The sequence below is a fragment of the Bradyrhizobium sp. 195 genome, from assembly GCF_023101665.1.
GTDB lineage: Bacteria > Pseudomonadota > Alphaproteobacteria > Rhizobiales > Xanthobacteraceae > Bradyrhizobium.
Genome location: NZ_CP082162.1, coordinates 303,035 through 319,866 on the forward strand (window position 1 = coordinate 303,035; position 16,832 = coordinate 319,866).

20 protein-coding genes are annotated in these 16,832 nt (G+C 60.5%); 8 read left to right on the forward strand and 12 right to left on the reverse strand.

Translation table 11 applies throughout. The annotated features are described in order from the left end of the window. Nucleotides 1-20: 20 nt before the first annotated feature. From IVB26_RS40190 to IVB26_RS43620, 7 genes are all read left to right on the forward strand, one after another. Nucleotides 21-1,298, forward strand: coding sequence for an SDR family oxidoreductase (locus tag IVB26_RS40190; protein ID WP_247973419.1), 1,278 nt, complete (start codon nucleotides 21-23; stop codon nucleotides 1,296-1,298). After that, nucleotides 1,298-1,774, forward strand: a complete 477-nt coding sequence (locus IVB26_RS40195) for a DUF2269 family protein (RefSeq protein ID WP_247973420.1) — start codon at nucleotides 1,298-1,300, stop codon at nucleotides 1,772-1,774. Before IVB26_RS40190 ends, IVB26_RS40195 begins: the two co-directional genes overlap by 1 nt. 483 nt (nucleotides 1,775-2,257) lie before the next feature. Beyond that, on the forward strand, nucleotides 2,258-2,590 hold the full coding sequence (locus IVB26_RS40200) for a hypothetical protein (protein WP_247973421.1): 333 nt from the start codon (nucleotides 2,258-2,260) through the stop codon (nucleotides 2,588-2,590). A 131-nt stretch (nucleotides 2,591-2,721) separates the two neighbouring features. Next, nucleotides 2,722-3,312 (forward strand): hypothetical protein, encoded by a 591-nt coding sequence (locus IVB26_RS40205; RefSeq protein ID WP_247973422.1) that lies wholly within the window; start codon nucleotides 2,722-2,724, stop codon nucleotides 3,310-3,312. A gap of 214 nt (nucleotides 3,313-3,526) precedes the next feature. Next, complete coding sequence (locus IVB26_RS40210) at nucleotides 3,527-3,757, forward strand: hypothetical protein (RefSeq protein ID WP_247973423.1); 231 nt, start codon at nucleotides 3,527-3,529, stop codon at nucleotides 3,755-3,757. Between the two features lie 1,062 nt (nucleotides 3,758-4,819). After that, nucleotides 4,820-5,023, forward strand: coding sequence for a hypothetical protein (locus IVB26_RS40215; protein WP_247973424.1), 204 nt, complete (start codon nucleotides 4,820-4,822; stop codon nucleotides 5,021-5,023). A 584-nt stretch (nucleotides 5,024-5,607) separates the two neighbouring features. Further along, nucleotides 5,608-5,850, forward strand: a complete 243-nt coding sequence (locus IVB26_RS43620) for a DUF6894 family protein (protein ID WP_247973425.1) — start codon at nucleotides 5,608-5,610, stop codon at nucleotides 5,848-5,850. Nucleotides 5,851-5,941: 91 nt separating this feature from the next. Here IVB26_RS43620 and IVB26_RS40225 read toward each other — a convergent pair whose 3' ends face one another. Genes IVB26_RS40225 through IVB26_RS40235 form a run of 3 tightly spaced genes read right to left on the reverse strand, consistent with a single transcriptional unit; the run spans nucleotide 5,942 to nucleotide 6,686 of the window. Then, the gene (locus IVB26_RS40225; protein WP_247973426.1) at nucleotides 5,942-6,124 is read right to left on the reverse strand and encodes a hypothetical protein; all 183 of its coding nucleotides are present in this window, start codon (nucleotides 6,122-6,124) and stop codon (nucleotides 5,942-5,944) included. Beyond that, entirely contained in the window at nucleotides 6,124-6,441 is a 318-nt protein-coding gene (locus IVB26_RS40230) for a hypothetical protein (protein WP_247973427.1), read from the reverse strand. Before IVB26_RS40230 ends, IVB26_RS40225 begins: the two co-directional genes overlap by 1 nt. Nucleotides 6,442-6,455: 14 nt before the next feature. Then, nucleotides 6,456-6,686: a hypothetical protein gene (locus IVB26_RS40235; protein WP_247973428.1), complete on the reverse strand. Its 231-nt coding sequence runs from the start codon at nucleotides 6,684-6,686 to the stop codon at nucleotides 6,456-6,458. Between the two features lie 409 nt (nucleotides 6,687-7,095). Here IVB26_RS40235 and IVB26_RS40240 point away from each other — a divergent pair, with 409 nt between their 5' ends. Beyond that, nucleotides 7,096-7,275 carry a hypothetical protein gene (locus tag IVB26_RS40240; protein WP_247973429.1) on the forward strand — a complete coding sequence of 60 codons (180 nt, stop codon included), beginning with the start codon at nucleotides 7,096-7,098 and terminating at the stop codon, nucleotides 7,273-7,275. 1,148 nt (nucleotides 7,276-8,423) lie between these two features. Here the strand turns inward: IVB26_RS40240 and IVB26_RS40250 are convergent. The 9 genes from IVB26_RS40250 to ctaD form a co-directional block, all read right to left on the reverse strand. Next, the gene (locus IVB26_RS40250) at nucleotides 8,424-8,771 is read right to left on the reverse strand and encodes a c-type cytochrome (protein ID WP_247973430.1); all 348 of its coding nucleotides are present in this window, start codon (nucleotides 8,769-8,771) and stop codon (nucleotides 8,424-8,426) included. Between the two features lie 40 nt (nucleotides 8,772-8,811). Continuing rightward, complete coding sequence (locus tag IVB26_RS40255) at nucleotides 8,812-9,447, reverse strand: c-type cytochrome (protein WP_247973431.1); 636 nt, start codon at nucleotides 9,445-9,447, stop codon at nucleotides 8,812-8,814. Next, nucleotides 9,447-10,289 (reverse strand): substrate-binding domain-containing protein, encoded by an 843-nt coding sequence (locus tag IVB26_RS40260; protein WP_247973432.1) that lies wholly within the window; start codon nucleotides 10,287-10,289, stop codon nucleotides 9,447-9,449. Before IVB26_RS40260 ends, IVB26_RS40255 begins: the two co-directional genes overlap by 1 nt. Next, complete coding sequence (locus IVB26_RS40265; RefSeq protein WP_247973433.1) at nucleotides 10,273-12,108, reverse strand: PQQ-dependent dehydrogenase, methanol/ethanol family; 1,836 nt, start codon at nucleotides 12,106-12,108, stop codon at nucleotides 10,273-10,275. The genes IVB26_RS40260 and IVB26_RS40265 overlap by 17 nt, the downstream gene beginning before the upstream one ends. Before the next feature lie 102 nt (nucleotides 12,109-12,210). Continuing rightward, nucleotides 12,211-13,002, reverse strand: coding sequence for a GlcG/HbpS family heme-binding protein (locus tag IVB26_RS40270; protein ID WP_247973434.1), 792 nt, complete (start codon nucleotides 13,000-13,002; stop codon nucleotides 12,211-12,213). 55 nt (nucleotides 13,003-13,057) lie between these two features. Beyond that, a complete protein-coding gene (locus tag IVB26_RS40275) occupies nucleotides 13,058-13,993 on the reverse strand; it encodes a cytochrome c oxidase assembly protein (RefSeq protein ID WP_247973435.1) in 936 nt (311 codons plus the stop codon). Continuing rightward, a complete protein-coding gene (locus IVB26_RS40280; protein WP_247973436.1) occupies nucleotides 13,981-14,331 on the reverse strand; it encodes a hypothetical protein in 351 nt (116 codons plus the stop codon). The genes IVB26_RS40275 and IVB26_RS40280 overlap by 13 nt, the downstream gene beginning before the upstream one ends. Next, nucleotides 14,328-14,927, reverse strand: coding sequence for a cytochrome c oxidase subunit 3 (locus tag IVB26_RS40285; RefSeq protein WP_247973437.1), 600 nt, complete (start codon nucleotides 14,925-14,927; stop codon nucleotides 14,328-14,330). The genes IVB26_RS40280 and IVB26_RS40285 overlap by 4 nt, the downstream gene beginning before the upstream one ends. Further along, a complete protein-coding gene (gene ctaD / locus IVB26_RS40290; RefSeq protein WP_247973915.1) occupies nucleotides 14,924-16,831 on the reverse strand; it encodes a cytochrome c oxidase subunit I in 1,908 nt (635 codons plus the stop codon). Before ctaD ends, IVB26_RS40285 begins: the two co-directional genes overlap by 4 nt. Nucleotide 16,832 lies beyond the last annotated feature (1 nt).

Here is a 16,832-nt window from a genome sequence, read left to right on the forward strand (position 1 = left end):
CCGAACGCGGAGGACCATCAATGAAGGTTGCCGTCATCGGAGGGACAGGACTGTTGGGATCCGCTATTGTGGCTGACCTATCCTCGCGCGGCCATTCAGTTGTTTCCATGAGTAGAAGCGCCGACATTGGGTGTCCAGGCGCGATCTCGGTCGATCTCAACGAGGCGACGTCGCCCTCTTACTGGCTGACCCATCTTGACGGCGTAGAGGCCGTAGTGAATTGCGCCGGGGTGCTCCAGGATAGCCCAAGAGAGTCCACGTCAATGGTCCATCACCAAGGCATTGCGACTCTTTTTGCCGCCTGCGAGCAACTTAAACTCCGCCGCGTCATCCATTTCTCAGCAATCGGCGTAGACCGGCACACCCCCAGCGCGTTTTCAGAATCGAAATTATCTGGCGACAAGGCTCTGATGGGGCGTGACCTCGACTGGATCATCTTGCGTCCGTCCGTCGTGATCGGTCGAGCGGCCTATGGGGCCAGCGCGCTCATGCGAGGTCTAGCTGCCCTCCCGGCTCTGCCAGTGATGCCGAACACGGGACAGCTCCAAATCGTCCTGCTTGAGGACGTCGTGCATACTGTGAATCGTCTTCTAGAACCCGGTGCACCCGCACGGGCAATTATCGAATTGGTCGGCCCGCATCGCCTTTCTTTTCTCGAAGTCATTGCACTGATCCGCTGTTGGTACCGTTGGCCTCCTGCGCATGAGATTCGCTTGCCGAACTTTGCTTCGAGCGTGATGTACAAATTCGGTGACCTGATTTCGCTTTTGGGATGGCGGCCTCCCGTACGCAGCACTGCCGAGCGGGAGATCAGGCGAGGCGCGGTTGGCGATATTGAAGATATGCAGCGGCTTGGGCCGCATCCAAAAAGCCTGCCGGAGTTCTTCGCCTCCGAACCTGCGTCTGTGCAAGAACGCTGGTTTCCGCGTATGTATTTGCTTAAGCCAGCGATATTTATCGTGTTGTCTCTGTTCTGGATCTCGACTGCCTTTGTCTCATTGGGGCCTGGCTGGGGCTACGGTATGGGTCTCATGGGCGAGGGCGGCGTCGAAGGAGCGAGTGCGGCGCTCACGGTAATCGCCGGCGCATTATCCGACCTGGTGATTGGACTCGCGATTGCCTATCGACCTGCCAGCCGGTACGGACTCTATGCGGCCATCGCTATCTCCTTCACTTACGCGGTCATCGGGACCATACTTGTGCCTCGCCTATGGGCCGATCCTCTAGGGCCGATGCTGAAGATCTGGCCGATTATCGTCCTGCATTTCGCAGCGCTTGCTGTTCTTGATGATCGATAATGCTGTACTTCGTTCTCAAATACTTACATGTCGTCGGCGCCGCGGTCTTGCTTGGCACAGGATCCGGCATTGCGTTTTTCATGCTTGCTGCTCACCTCGGCGGAAAACCCTCCGTCATCGCGGGCGTCGCCCGAATTGTTGTGATTGCGGACTTTATCTTCACAGCCACTGCCGTCGTTGCACAGCCCATCACAGGTTCGCTGCTTGTGCTGCACGTCGGCTACTCCTTCTGGGAAGGATGGATCGTTTGGTCGATGGTGCTGTATGTCATCACGGGGGCACTGTGGATGCCCGTCGTTTGGATGCAAATGCGCCTTAGGGATCTTGCCTCAATTGCAGCGGCAAAAGGCTCGCCTTTGCCTCTTGAATATTACCGAATTTTCTGGCTGTGGATTGCCTTCGGCATTCCAGCGTTCATCGCTGTGTCCGCTATACTCTGGCTGATGATAGCCAAGCCTCAACTTGCGCTTTTTTGAAGTGTGGTAGCAATTGGGGATCAGACCAGGATGTTTCCGCTCGGTTGCCTAGGCGAGGGCATGCCAGCTTGCAGTAGTTGCCAGGACAGGGCGCAGCCCTCCGGGCACGGTCGAGCGGCTAGGAGAGGATGCCTGTTAGGTCGCCAATCATCTCAAGAGCGCCTGATGCTCAGGTGCGCCCGTGTTATTGACCAAACACTCTGCAAGTCCGGTTTTTGTAGCGTTCGGGTACGTTCGCTTCTTGCAAAATGAATGCTCCCTTGCCGTCCTGACAAAGGCACCAGTGATGCTCAGTAGACAGCCGAAATCCAAGGCGGTCCGGTGCCAGCGCCAGTCCAGGTCCAGTCCTCCGCCGACTTCTTGAGTGCGAAAGCGAGGACCGCCAGGAGATCGGTGCCGCGATCGCGGCAGTGCTGACGGACATCGCAGAAAACATGTCACGCGTGGACATACAAATGAGTCCGCGCGTGGTGAAGTTGTCAAATGACCCCGCGCCCCAATCCCATTTCCCTCCGTCCCGCTCTCGGACAGCCGAAGCACAAACCACTTTTCCACGCCTGCTTCGCCAGCGTGATGGCGGTAGCAACAGGCCGCGATCCGGAAGAACTGCTTGCGAGAATGTATCCCGACGACCGCATTGCGCCGCTGATGCTGGCACGGGCGTCGCTCAGTCCTGGCGGTAGCGCAACGTCCGGCAATGCGACCGAATTGACGCAGAACGCTGTAGCCGACTTCGTCGGAAGCCTGATCCCGTTAAGCGCCGCAGCGGCGCTGGTCCCAAAAGGGTACAGCTTACGGTCGACGACGCTGGCGTGAATTCCGCCAGCGTGCCGATGCGACCTGGAGCACCTAGCGCCCCCGTTTTCGTGTCCGAACTGTCTCCGATTCGTGTCCGCTCGGGCACAACGACCGGCGTCATGGTTCGGCGAACCCGGAAGTGCGGCAGCATGGTCGTGGTGTCGAAGTCGCTTCTGAAACGAAGCGAAGGCGAGCGAGTTTTTACCACGCTGCTGACGGAAGACGCATCCGCTGGTTTCGACGCAGCGGTATTTTCCTCGGAGGATGGTCTTAGAGATGCGCCGGAAGGGCTTCTCCACAGCGCAACGTCTGTTTCAGGCGCCAGCAGCTTGCTTGGCGACATGCAGGCACTTGCCGCCGCGGTCTCGGCGAATGGCTCAGGCCAGGTCGTGTTCGCCGGTTCGCCATCGTTTGCCGCTGCGGTCGGGGTTGATGCGGCGATCAGGGCGACTGTCTTGTCGTCGTTGGCAGTGCCAGACAGTCGCCTGATCGCGGTCGATCCGGCCTCGCTGATTTGGGGCTATGGTCTCGCTCCTGAAATCGACGCCGCCACTGATGCCGTGGTTCACATGGATTCTGATCCCGATCAGGCCGTCGAATCTGGCGTCACGGCCGTGCCGACGCGCTCCGTTTTCCAAACGGACGCAGTGGCTTTTAGGATGCTGTTGCCCGTCGCATTCGCGAAGGCGCACGGGTGCGGTTGCGGTCATCGACGGCGGGTCGTGGGTGTGATTCAATAGACTTCTCGGATGACATGTCCGAAACGGATGATGACGTTCGCCGTTAGCGGATTCTCTGCCAAGCCCGCGAGACGCTCGATCGCCTGGAACTCCGGGCCATCGCGCATGAACGATGGCGCGTCGATCCCCAGCGCCTCGCTTCAGCCGAAGCGGCACAGTGGTGGATTGACGATCGTAACGAACGCGAACGCGATGGCACGGCGTGATGACATTGATGCAAGCTGATCTTGAGGACCTCGCGGGCCTGCTCGGCGAGGAAGTTGGCCGCGCGCAGAAAACCGAACGCGAGGAAGTCGGGCGACAATTCGAGCTGATGCGCTACGCGCTCGAAAAGCAGGCCAACAGGATCGCCGATCTCGAAGCGATGATTGCGACGCCTCGACGTTCTGTTATGGCGCTCGCTGAGAATGTGACCGACAGCTTGATCGCAGGCCGCGCGTCATGACCGAGAAGGAAATTGCAAGCAAAGCCGCCGATAAAGATCTTTCGGTTTCTCTCGGCGCAGATAACGCCGCAGGTCGTTGCCGACGCGAAGATCGTCGCTGCCGTCGCCGAGATGGTCGCCGCCTTCGGCCGCCCAGGAGCAGCCGATATGCTGCGGCGACTTGCTGACCGCGTCGAAGCTGAAAAGCCGCCCGCTGTTCAGACCGATGACCGGGGGCGCGGTTCAATCTGGCGCGCGGGACCGCTCGGACCGCTCGGGGGGTCAAATTTGGACGCCGCAGGTTCTGGAAAAAGGGTCGGGAACGAATGCCCAGGAGACGAGGCCCCAGCCCGGCAACCAAAACGCCCTAAAACTTGGTCGTTATAGCGTCCCGCTCTGTGCAGCGCGGTCGGCGGCCAATAGGACTGCATTGAAAGAACGAGAGCAGCGCGCGGACGAGTGGATCAAGACAGTCCCGCAGACCGATTACGACGCGATCGTCGACGGGTTGCGTGCCTTCGGCAATCGAAAGAGGCGATCGTTGTGTAGCCGCTCGCAGAATGATTTCCCGATCGGGAATTCATTCTTCGCTCAGCTAGGACATTGCCCGTTTTAAACCCAAAGGGGACTACGACGCTTCCGCTATTAACCCTTGTGATTGTCGCGATTTCCACGGCGTGCTCGACTTAGCTAAGCTAAGCTGATGGATCGTGATGACCGAACGTTCGTTTAGAGCCTATGAGCTTGATCTGGACGGTCATATCGTTGGCCGCTGGGCCCTTGTGGGTTGCGCATGTGACAATGAAGCGCGCCAACTTGCCAGTCATCGGGCCAACGGACAACCCATAGAGCTATGGAAAGGGGCTCGTTTGGTCGAAAGGTTTCCGCCTGCTGCCGGTGACCGGGAGGGTTGGCTTCATCCGCCTGAAGCCGGAGCCAGACAGCGCAAAGCGCGATGAGAGCTGCCCCGAGCGTAGCGTCTTCCCCAAGACTTTGCGCCTTCTGATGTTACCGCCGGCGGCTTTTAACTCACCGTTTGAAACCTACAGTTCCCTGCGTCGTTAGCTGGCTATGGACCGGGCAATGCAACTCCGCCATTTAGAAGAAGCTCGAAGGCATGTCGCCCAAGGCGAGAGGCATATTGCCGAACAAGAAGAGCGCATTGAGCGCCTAGCCATGCACGGGGCGGACCTGACAGGGGCCAAGAAGCTCTTGGAGAACTTCTACACTACACAGATGCTGCACGTCCGGCATCGCGAGCGCATCTTGCGCGAACTCGAGAAATAGCAGCGCGCCGCCCAAGGTCGGCTGCCTTTTGCCCTTTTGCATAGCAACCTTTCGTCAAAAGGTATATTGTTCTGTCATCACCGGCCGAGGCTCTGCCCGTAGGCGTCGGTGGCTGAGAGTCATCGTGTGCTCCCGCCTATCATCAGGGAGTGCCGTTATGGCTCGATTTCCTTTTTTTCGCCCGCAAGGCCACACCGATATGATGCACCTCAAGCAAATGCGTGAGTGTATTCAGACATGTCGCGAAGTGCTCGACGCCAACCCGCTCCCAAGCACGTTTGTGGGACGGAAGACACAAGGGCCAGTCCGGACAGAAGAAGCGGCCGGGGAGCGGGGAAGCTTCCAAATTATTGTGAAGGCCGAACAGGACCCGCCCACGAAGCGAAGCGCCTCCGTAAAGAAGCCAAATCGCTTCCCCCCGGAATTCGCAAAGAGGCGCTCTTACGGAAAGCTCGGCAAGCTGAAACTGGCTCGCACATAAGCGAGTGGTTGCGCTCTCCGGGAATGCAGCCTCCTAAGTAGCCGCACGCGACTAGGATTACGCCCTTTCCGCCCGCCGTTTCCATAGAAAGCGGGAACGCCCAGTGTCATGCTACTATTTTGACTTGCGAGATGACGATGGCTTCGCTCCCGATGACGACGGGCTAGAGTTACCGAATGTCCAAGCGGTCCAGGAAGAGGCGGCAAGGACATTGACGGACGTGACCCGAGATGCCCTTCTCCGGCCGATCAATCCAGTTCGGATCGCGGTAGAGGTTCGCGACGACAGCGGCCCAGTGATGCAAATTCGGTTCACAATCGAAGTCGAGATCGCTAGAAAGAATTAACGCGTCTCACCTGGGGCGCCGCGCGTGGAAGTGCTCAGACAAGCGGTTGCGAAGCTACCCCGCGGTGATAACTGATTATCCCGACGCATCATCAAATTCTGCGAATCAGGGTTTTGATCCAGACCATGGAGTTCTCGATAGCCCAGTCGGTCTGTTGATCAGAGAGGCTCGGCATGGGCGCGGCACCGGGGCCGTGTCCAAAAGGATTGCGCACCTTCGTAAAGAAGTGCTTCAGCGACTCCATCTCCCAAACCTCAATGAGTTTCGCGCCCATCAGGTTATCGATGTAGTTGTAAGCTCCTTTTTCCTTCCCGTGGTCAATAGCTTGCCGCCCGAGATGATCTTGATGGTGCTCTCTAGTGAGCGGGCAGCATAGAAGGCTGGGTCGCGCCCGCCGTTATCCCGCAGATCAATAGCCTCCTTCATGTCGTGATCTACGTTGTGCCACTTCGGCTCCGCCACCAGCTTCCAAAAAGGCGTCTCAATCTCCTGCGCGACCGTTTGGTCCTCAGAGAGTTGAATAAAGCCGTTGTGGTAGTGCGGTTGGCAGTCCGCTTGACGGAAGCGGGCATTTAGCTCGTTCACCGCCATGTGAAAGTTAGCGTTCAAACTGGCGTTCGCCGCTCGACACCATCGGCGCTGTTGCCGGATATCCGCAAGCCGGTGCATGGATTGACCCTCTGGGCAAACTTCTCAGCTACTGCGATATTCTCCGCAAGCTTAGCGTTTAGGCCAGCCAAAAACTTCTCGTGTTGGCGGAAGCCAATTTCGACGAGGCTGAGACGCTCCTTGATAATGCGGTCAGCCGATATTTTGCCATCGAAAGACGTCAGCATCCACGCCTCGCACATCTTTACCGTGGTGTTCTGACCGCTCAGCCATTGATTTTGGGGTTGTAGAAGCCCCAGTACTGCGGAGACAGTTCCTTCAGGCCAAGCTCTCTGGCCGGCAAGTCGTGTATCCGCGCCCAAAAAAAACTTGCCACGCTCGTTCTCTTTGCCGTCCACATAGTACGGGCAAACATGGTTCAGGAGTTGGAAGCCTTGCAGGAGAAGGCGGCGCTACTCCTCGTAAAACGTCTCCCAAATCCAAGGCTGTGCGTAACGGAAAGCAAAAATATCAGTCAACATCCGTGAGTTTCCGCTATCTCCTTGCGAATCGGGAGGCTAAACGGGTGGCACAGTGCAGGGTAGTAATACGAGGGTTGGGATGTTTGTCCCGGTTATTCACAGGGCAGGGCAACCAATGCCCATGCTGGAGCTGGAGCTGCTGCTGCTGCTGCTGCTGCTGCTGCTGCTGAAGACGCTGACGAAACAGCCAGGATGTGAAGCTTCCGGTGTGCTTCCGGCAAGGTTTTTTTCGGGAAGCGAAAAGATAAGGATACCCTTATTTTACTGGCGCACCCGACACGATTCGAACGTGTGACCTTTGCCTTCGGAGGGCAACGGCCGCCGGAATGGAAGCTGCTTGGCGCAATGCAGACGATTTTTCTGCTCCTGCTTTGCCCTAGATAGCTCAAATTGGCTCATGATGGATTGGAGCGAGAGTTCAAGTTTCTCAAGTGGTTGGTAGGCTGTGTGTGCACGACGTGTGCACCGGGAGATCAAGGAAACTCTGGGGACGGCCATTGTTGAGCAGGCGTTTTTGAAGCGAGCCGATTGGTTGCGGAATGCGCCACCCTTTGTACTCCCGAGGCAGGGTTTCAGAAACTGCTTTCAGCGGACGACGCCGAATGCCGCGCGCAAACCAACAACGCGCCGAAACGAAGCGTCCAAGCCCTCCAGTTCGTCAGAGGCTGAGCTCGAGAAAACAGAAATGTTGTCACGTGCATTATGGAGCAGTCCTCTGAAGAGAAGACGGCCACATTCACCGAACCAGTAGCCGACCAATCCAAAAAGACGTGTACACACACGATGGTCGTCCGCTTTTGCCTAAACCGACTTGGCCGCCACGGAATTGAAAGTGACGGCCATTGCCCAACAATGCGTCCATTCGACCGACGAGATCAGGATCCTTCGGCGTGGCCGCTGGGCCGAGCAGGCAGTGCAGAACACCAGATAGGCTAGGACAATGGCTGCCTGCCGCACGGAATAGCTAATCCGGCGCGGCGAGACGGAGCCACGGTGAACTGTCGGTGCCAGTGAGACGACTGCATCCTCGACGATCACGTGGTAACATACCCCCTTCTTCGATGCGCGGTTTAGGTTCTGGGAGATTTGGCGAACGCTTGAACGTCATGGCGATCCTCCTGCAACCATACGCCGAGCGGCGCAAGCGTCGCCGCGCGGCGCCAGAGACCAGAAGTCCAGTCCGACCTCCCAGACGGCCCAAGCGATCGTGCTGAGCAGCAGGGCGGCGTAGACCCAGAGCGCCTCGGCGCAGCGGACAGCGAGCAGCCAACTCGTCAGGCAGAAGCATGGCCCCGGCGACAGCTAATAGAGGAGCCGCCAAGGACCGCGAGCCACACCCCGCCGCCGGCAAGCACCAATCATGAAGGCGACCACCACAATGGTGATGGTCAGCAAAGGTGCGTCACGAACCAGGCCGTTGAGCGATGTGTCGGAAACATGATGCTACTTCAGCGTATAGAGAAAAGCCGCAATGTCGCGCGCGTCCTTTTGCGGGATTCCCATTTTGGGCATGGCGTTACCAGGCAACGCCTTCTGCGGGTCTTCGATCCAGTCAGCCATGTTGTCCGGCGAGTTCCAGATGTAGCCGGCAATGTAGGTGCGCGTGCCGATCCGATGCAGCGGCGGGCCGACATTGCCGTTGGCGCCCGCAATACCGGGAATATCGTGACAAGCACCGCATTTATATTGTTTGACCAGGTCCGCGCCGCGCCGAGCATCGCCCTCGAAATTGTCCGGACCGGCGGCCTCGCAGGCGGCGGGCGCAACGGCCAGCAGCGCGGCGGTGAGCAATCGTGTTACGTGCCTCGCCATCGGCTGCTCCGCTCGGCGATCAAGGCTTTTGGCCGAAGTTGAACTTCTTGGTCGCCGACCAGGGATCAGTCGTCGAGGCCTGCTCGGCCGGGACTTGCTCGACCTCGGGTGAGAGCGGGTTCATCGAAAAGCTGCGGCCCCATTGGCGGTTAGGCTCGTTGCTGATCTTGCCGATATAGGTGACGAGGTCCCAGATCACGCTGTCGGGCAGCACGCCGCCCCAGGCCGGCATTCCGTTCGGCCGTCCCTGGTAGATCGAGAGGAAGATGTTCTCGGGCTGCGAGCCGTAAGTGAAGGTGTTGTTGCTCAGCGCCGGTCCCATACCGCCGCCGCCATTGGCGGCGTGACAGCCGACGCAGTTGAAGTTGACGTAGTAGGTCATCCCGCGTTGCTCCGCGTTGGGATCGCCTTGCACGGGATTCTTGATCTGAGGCGGGTCGGGCTGTGCACCCGGGAACAGGCGGCTGACCGGGACCTGCATGAAGACGCCGGGCCGGCCGTTGCCGACGCTGCCGCCGAAGTTCGGCCGTGCTGCAAGCGTGGGCATCTGTGCCTCCTGCGACTGCGGCAGGGTCTGCTGGGCAAGGACGGCACCGTGCGGGGCGGCGGCCAGCAACAGTGATATCGCGCATGCGCGCCATGCTGGAGCAGGCATCACTCATGTCCTCCCGATGCTGTCACCGGCGCCTCGACCAACGGCACCCCGTAGCTTCGCAGCAGCGACTTGATCTCGAGCCGGTGCTCGTCGATGAACGCATTCAGCCGGTCCCGCAAAGCGTGGTCGCCCTTGCGCACGCCCATGGCGATCGCGAACTGAAATTGCTGAGGTGCAAAGCGCTCGTAATCTCGGATCGGCGCGACCGTCAGCGGCACGGGCGAGTGCTGCGCGAAATAGCCGCCCAGCGGACCCCAGGCCGCGGCAACGTCGATCTCGCCGTCCGCGATCGCCTCAATCAAGCGGGCCGGCGGGTCCGCCCGACGATAATCGCCATAGATCGAGTAGCCGCGGACGTTGTCGACGATGCCCTGTTCGCCGAGTGCCTGCGCAGGCGGCGGATTGTTGCCGCCATCTCCGATCAGATGCACGCCGATCACGAGGCGATGCAGGCGTGGGTCGAGCAAGGACGACAGATCGAGATGCTGCTCTCGCCGTGTGACGAAGACGTAGGTCGAGCGATAGTAGGGCTTTGTTGTCTCCACGAGATCATAGCCGGCCGGCACGCCTATCACGAGGTCGCATTTACCGGCTTTCAGCGTGTTGCGAACGAAGCCGCGACGCTGTGCCCACCAGGTGTAGGACACCTGCTGGCCGAAATGCTCGCCCACCATGGCCGCGAGCCTGTTCTCGAAACCCGCGCCGGCGCTGTTCGAGAATGGCAGATTGTTGGGATCAGCGCAGACGCGGAGTTCGCCATCCGGTGCTGCTGCGGCGACGGCGGGCGCGCATCCAATCAAGACGGCGAGAGTGACGCCCGTGCGGCTATTTCGGAGGCGCATGGCTGGTGTCCTCACCCTTTGCGCCGCCAAGCTTGAAGACCAGCAGCTCGCTCCCGCCCGCGGTATAGAACGGCAGGTCCTGTGTTGCGCCGGTGAAGCCCAGAGCGGCGTTGCGCACGCGGGGATCGACCTCGGCATTGGCGACCACGCCGGGCCAGCCGCCGACGCCGGATAGGATTGCGATGTATTGCTGTCCGTCGGAGCCGCGATAGGAAATCGGCTGGCCGATGAACCCGGAGCCGGCACGGAACTGCCAGAGCACATGCCCATCCTTGGCGTCCACTGCCTTGAACAGGCGATCCATGGTGCCGTAAAACGCGACGTCGCCGGCCGTCACCAGCGCACCACTCCAGACCGGAAACTTCTCATGGATCTCCCAGACTTTCTTGCGCGCAACCGGGTCCCACGCCATGAACTCGCCGCGATAGCCGCCGGGACCGGCATACATGTCGACGTCGGCACCGACATAGGGCGTGCCCGCGATGTAGCCGACCTGCGAGGCCTTGAAATCCATGCAGAGATGCTGATGGGGCACATAAAGGAGTTTTGTGCGCGGTGACCACGCGGTCGGTTGCCAGTCCTTGGCCCCCGGCGCGGCTGGGCAGATATTCTGGACCGTCTTACCTACGAGCGGCGTCTTCTCCTCGTTCGGAATGATCTTGCCCGTCTTCAGATCAACGCCCTTATAGCTGTTGACGAACTCATAGGCGTCGGCCGAGATCACTTCGCCAGTGGCGCGATCCATGACGTACATGTAGCCGTTGCGGCCGGGATGAATCAGGACCTTGCGCAGCTGGCCATTGAGCTCGAGATCGAGCAGTACGTTCTCGTTGATCTCGTCATGGTCAAATAGATCATGGGGGTTGAGCTGGTAGGCCCATTTCGCCTGACCGGTGTCTGGATCTCGCGCAAAGATCGATGCGCTCCAGAGATTGTCGCCGCTGCGCTGGTTCGCATTCCAGGGACTTGGATTGGCCGTGCCATAGTAGATCAGGTTCAGATCAGGATCGTAGGAGATCCAGCCCCAGACCGTACCGCCACCGACCTGCCAGCGATCGGCCGGCCATGTCTTCACACCGAGATCCTCGCCTTTCAGATTGTCATAGAATGGCTTGAAATCCTGGCCGATCAGCACGTCTTTGTCGGGGCCCGTCGAATAAGCGCGCCAGGCGATCGCGCCGGTATTTTCATCCAGTGCGGTCACCCAGCCGCGCACGCCGAGTTCGCCACCGCTGTTGCCGACCATGACCTTGCCCTTCACCACGACGGGCGCCATCGTGATGGTCTCGCCCTTGTTGATCTCGCCGAGCTTGGTGTGCCAGAGCTCCTTGCCGGTCTTGGCGTCGATCGCAACGGTGTGGTTATCGAGCGTGTTGAGAAACACCTTGCCGTTATCGAAAGCGAGCCCGCGATTGACAACGTCGCAGCAGGCAACGCCCGCGGCTGCAGGCTCAGGCTTCGGCGCGTAGGACCATTTCAGCTCTCCCGTCGTGGCGTCGAGCGCGAAGACGCGGTTCGGATAGGGGCCCGCATAGGGGCCGACCACATACATGGTGCCGTCCAGCACGAGCGGCGCCGCCTCCTGGCCGCGATCCGCGCCAACCGAGAACGTCCACGCAAGCTGAAGGCGCGAGGCATTGGCCGCGTTGATCTGATCGAGCTCGCTATAACGGGTGTTGGCATAGTCGCGCGCGGCCATGGGCCATTGGGCCGGGTCCTTCATGCGGCTGGCCAGATCGGTCTGCGCCGATGCGGATGACGGCAGCGCCCCGAATGCGCAAAGGACGCTCAGTAACCGCGCGAAACCACGCACTGACATATGTAGGGATCTCCACGGCAGTGATGGGGCCATGCCGCATTGCAGGCCGGTGCGAACGTACAAACGTTGCGCTTCCGCTTGGTTCCAAAAGGTGATGGACCGCTATCTCACGACGTTTCCCGATACGCCTGCGCCGAGGTCGACGGCGATCTGGTCCTCTTTGCCGTTGCACTTGGGATGGCCAAATCCCGACGGACTTTTGCCGTCAGGTCCGATGTCGTAGATGATGGCGTCCTTCATGTTCGGACTGACACCGGCCGGGACGCGATCGAGACTGAGCAGGTGGCGGACGCGCCAGGCGACATTGTGATCGGCGCAGGAGCTGTCGCCGCTGACTCCCAGGGCACCGACGATGCCATTGCCGTCATAGAGCGCGAGCCCGCCGCCGAACACGATCACGCCGCCGACGGGCTTGCCCACCATGGGGTCGTGCGGCGTGCCGAAATCGTCCGGTGTGCCTGAATATAGGACCTCTGGCGATGGCGGGTTGCTGAGCCCCGCACCGAACAGGAACCCGCCAGGCTGCGCACCTGCATAGAGATTACCGGTTGCCATGGCCTTGTTCTTCAGACTGAACGCATTCGCCGTGTTAGCTTTCTCGGCCGCAATCGCCCGGCTGCCAGGCCACTGGTCGTCGGCCTTATCACCGCTGTAGGCGACCGCGCAGACAATCCCCTGTCGATTGACGACAGCAGCCCATTCGTTGTTGTCGAGACCTCCGTTGCTCGGCCCGCCGCCGGGCTTCACGCTCTTCTTGAGGATATCGGCGAGCTGATCGTGGTCTACCGGACACGACATTGCTGGTCGGGGTTGGTCCTGCGCGTGCAAGCCTATGGGCACCAAGAATGCCGCAGACAAGATGGCCGTTGCCGCCATGACGGAGCGTTTGCCCATGTGGCCTCCTTGGTGTGTCTCAGGAGGCGAAACGTTCGAAGAGAAGTCGCGGTTCCTATGCAGGATCGTTCAGCCCAGGAGGTTGAAGGAGCGGCAAGGGATGGCTGTCGTTCACTGTCAGCCACCGGTGAGCAAAGAATAATGCAGCGCCCGTATAGAGGATGCCCATCGGCACCCACATCAGGATGCCGGCGAGCTGCTGATCTTCGAGTGGCGAGAGGCCGAATTCGCCGGCAAGCGCGCCTTGGCCCGGGATCCAGAGCCGCGTCGACACCGTCAGCAGCGCGCCAAGCACGCCGGAATGCAGGATGGTGATGAAGAGGCACGCGACCGCGATACCGTCCCGAATGCGGGTGCTGCGGCCCGGTCCGCGGCCGTGCAGCAACACCCACCAGAATAGCAGTGCGGTCACGAAGAAGCTGATGTGCTGGAGCCGATGGACCGCGGTGTTCTCGAGCGCCCAAGCGTAGAGGGGTGGTGCATGCCAGACCCAGAGCGCTGCCCCGTGGAGGGCGGCCGCGCTCATGGGATGGCTGACGAAGCCCCACGGTAAAGCCAGGAGCGACGACTTGAGAATGCGCCCTGCAGTAGGACGAAACGAGGTTGGCAGGCTCCACAGCAGAGGACCATTGATCCTGGCGAACGCCATCAGAGGTGCCGCGACGATCATGAGCAGCCCGTGCTCGACCATGTGCGCAGTGAACAGCCGCTCGCCTAGCCAATGCAGCGGCGATGTCACGGCAAGTGCGACAACCAGCCAGCCTGTCCAGAACGCGGCGACCTGTCGGAAACTGACGCCACGCCCGCCTCCTGCATGCGCCCAGAGCCGCTGTGTCCCAACATAAAAGGCGATGCCGATGGCATAGAGCGGAGCCATGAGCCAGGGATCGTAGCTCCAGAGTGATCCCGCATCGACGTCGGATAGTCCGTGCGCGGCGGCTGGCCTCGCGAGCAGCGCAAGCAGCAACGTTGCGAGGCTCAGCGCAGGCATGGGCTGATCATCAGCGATGCTGCGAGTTGGTTCGCGATCACCAGTGCGAACAGCACTCCGCTGCCGACGCCGACCCAAGCCATGAACGTTCTGGACCCACCACCTTGCACCTCCGCCCATTCGGCTCCGGCGCTGCGCCGAACCGCTCGGGCCGATATCGCGGTGCCCGCCAGCGCGACGATAGCCAGAAGCACGCTCATGATCGTGCCGCTGATCCTGGTGGTCTCGCAGGAGAAGTGTGCGAAGACGTAGACGCCCTGCAGATTGATGCCCCCGGCGAGGGGACCAAGAGCAACACCGGCCCAGTACAGCAGTCTGGAATGCTCGGCTTCAGTCATAGGCGTGGCACCCAATCGAGCAGGACATAGAGTGGCAGCCAGGCAAGCACGACGAAGTTCCAGTAGAACACGTTGTCACTGACGTCGCTGAACCTGCGCGGTTTTGCATGGCGGGTGAACATCAGCACTGCCAGCACGACTGTGTCGCCAACATCGGTGGCAAGGTGGGTCGTATGAAGTCCCAGAATGAGCCACACGATCGACCCGTATGCGGAATTATCCCACCTCGTGTTGAGATGCGCGAACTCGAAACCGCGCAGAACAAGCAGGGCGGTGCCTATCATAACCATCACGATGAGTCCGGTCCGCACCTTCGCAAGGTCCTGCCGGTGCGCGGCGCGATTGGTCATCTCGTTCGGGATGATGCTGAGCAGATAGATTGCGACCTCGGCCGTGCCGGGCCAGAGATCGGGTGGCGAGGCGCCGATCGGCCAATTTGGATTGACCGCGTAGAGGTAGAGATAGGCGCCGATAGCGATCGCAAACCCCATGCCTTCGAGCGCCATGAAGCCAATGGCGCCCCACCACGGTCCGCTGCGCGGACCGTAGCCGTAAGTCGGCAACTCGGAGACGTTGCGGACGATGTTCTGTCTCACTCTTCGTCCTCCTTGCTGCCGGTCGGCCAGAACCAGCCGATCAGGGCAACGGCCATCGGCGGTGTGCCCCAGAGCACCGCCCAAGGGGTGAAGATCGAGCCGATGAAGAACACGGTGGTTGCGATGGCCGTGAGCAACGGCCAGATGCTCGGCTCGGGCGATGCCTCGCGGATTTGCGGCTCGGCTTCCGCAAGCGAAGTCAGCAGCACTTCGCGCCGCTCGGCGCTGAGGCCGGCGACCACGGGCAGGCTTTCGTTGTCAGCCCACAGCGGGTCGCGGTGTTTGACGACCGGGATGCGGTCGAAATTTTGCGGCGGCGGCGGCGAGGAGGTCGCCCATTCCAGCGTCGAGGCATTCCACGGATTATCGCCGGCAAGCTCGGCCTTACGCAGGCTGTAGATCACATTGACCAGCAACAGAGCAAAGCTGAGGGCGAAGATGAGCGCGCCGCCGCTGGACAACAGGTTCAAGTGTGCCCAGTCCATGTCCGCAGTATAAGTGTAGACGCGGCGCGGCATCCCGATCAGCCCGAGGATGTGCATCGGAAAGAACGCGACGTTGAAGCCGATGAAGGCGAGCCAGAAGTTCCAGCGGCCGAGGCGCTCGCTCAGCATGCGGCCGGCAATCTTGGGAAACCAGTAATAGACGGCGCCAATCAGTGGGAAGACCGCGCCACCGATCAGGACATAGTGGAAGTGGGCAACGACGAAATAGGTATCGTGCACTTGGGTGTCGATCGGCACCGAGGCGACCATCACGCCTGACAGCCCGCCCAGCACGAAGATAACGACGAAGCCGATCACGAACAACAACGGCGTTCGGTAGACCGGCCGGCCGTCCCAAAGTGTCGCCAGCCAGCAGAAAATCTGCAGCCCGCTCGGGACCGCGATCAGCATGCTGGAGGCCGTGAACAGGCCGGCGCCGAGCTGGGGCAGGCCCGTGACGAACATGTGGTGGACCCACAGGCCAAACGACAGGAATCCGGTCGCGATCAGCGAGAGTATGACAACGGGATAGCCTACCACCGGCCGCCGCGCGAAGGTCGCAAGGATGGCCGAGACCATGCCGGTGCCCGGGATGAAGATGATGTATACCTCGGGATGACCGAAGAACCAGAACAGGTGCTGCCAGAGCAGGGGATGTCCGCCCGAGGAGGAGTCATAGAAGCGGGTGTTGACGAGGCGGTCCAGGATCAGCGACGTGGATGCGACCATGATCGAGGGCATCGCAAACATCACCAGGAAGCTCGTCACCAGCATCGCCCATACAAACAGGGGAATGCGGTCAAGCGTCATGCCGGGTGCGCGCTGCTTGAACACGGTGACGACGATTTCCACCGAGACTGCGAGCGCAGCGACCTCAGTAAAGGTGATCATTTGCGCCCAGACGTCCGGGCGCTTCGTCGGCGTGTATTGCAGCGAGGAGAGCGGGACATAGGCAAACCAGCCGACATCCGGACCGACATTGAGCGCAAAGGAAATCCACAGGAAGCAGCCGCCGAACAGAAACATCCAGTAGCTGAAGGCATTCAGCCGGGGGAAGGCGATGTTCCGTGTGCCGACCATCAGCGGCACCAGATAGACCGCGAACGCCTCCATGACCGGCACGGCGAACAGGAACATCATGGTCGAGCCGTGCATCGTGAAGACTTGATTGTACTTGTCTGCCGAGAGAAATGTCTTCTCGGGTCCGGCAAGCTGGATGCGCATCAGGATCGCGAGAATGCCGCCGAGAAGCAGGAAGACGAACGCGGTGACGATATAGCGCCGTCCTACGACCTTGTGATCGACCGACATGAGTGCGCCGAGAAACCCCGACGGCGTGCGCCACACGCGCTCCAGCTGCGTGGACAATTGAAGGCCATTGAGGACGTCGTCGCGCAACTCGCGTGGTTCGGCGGCCATG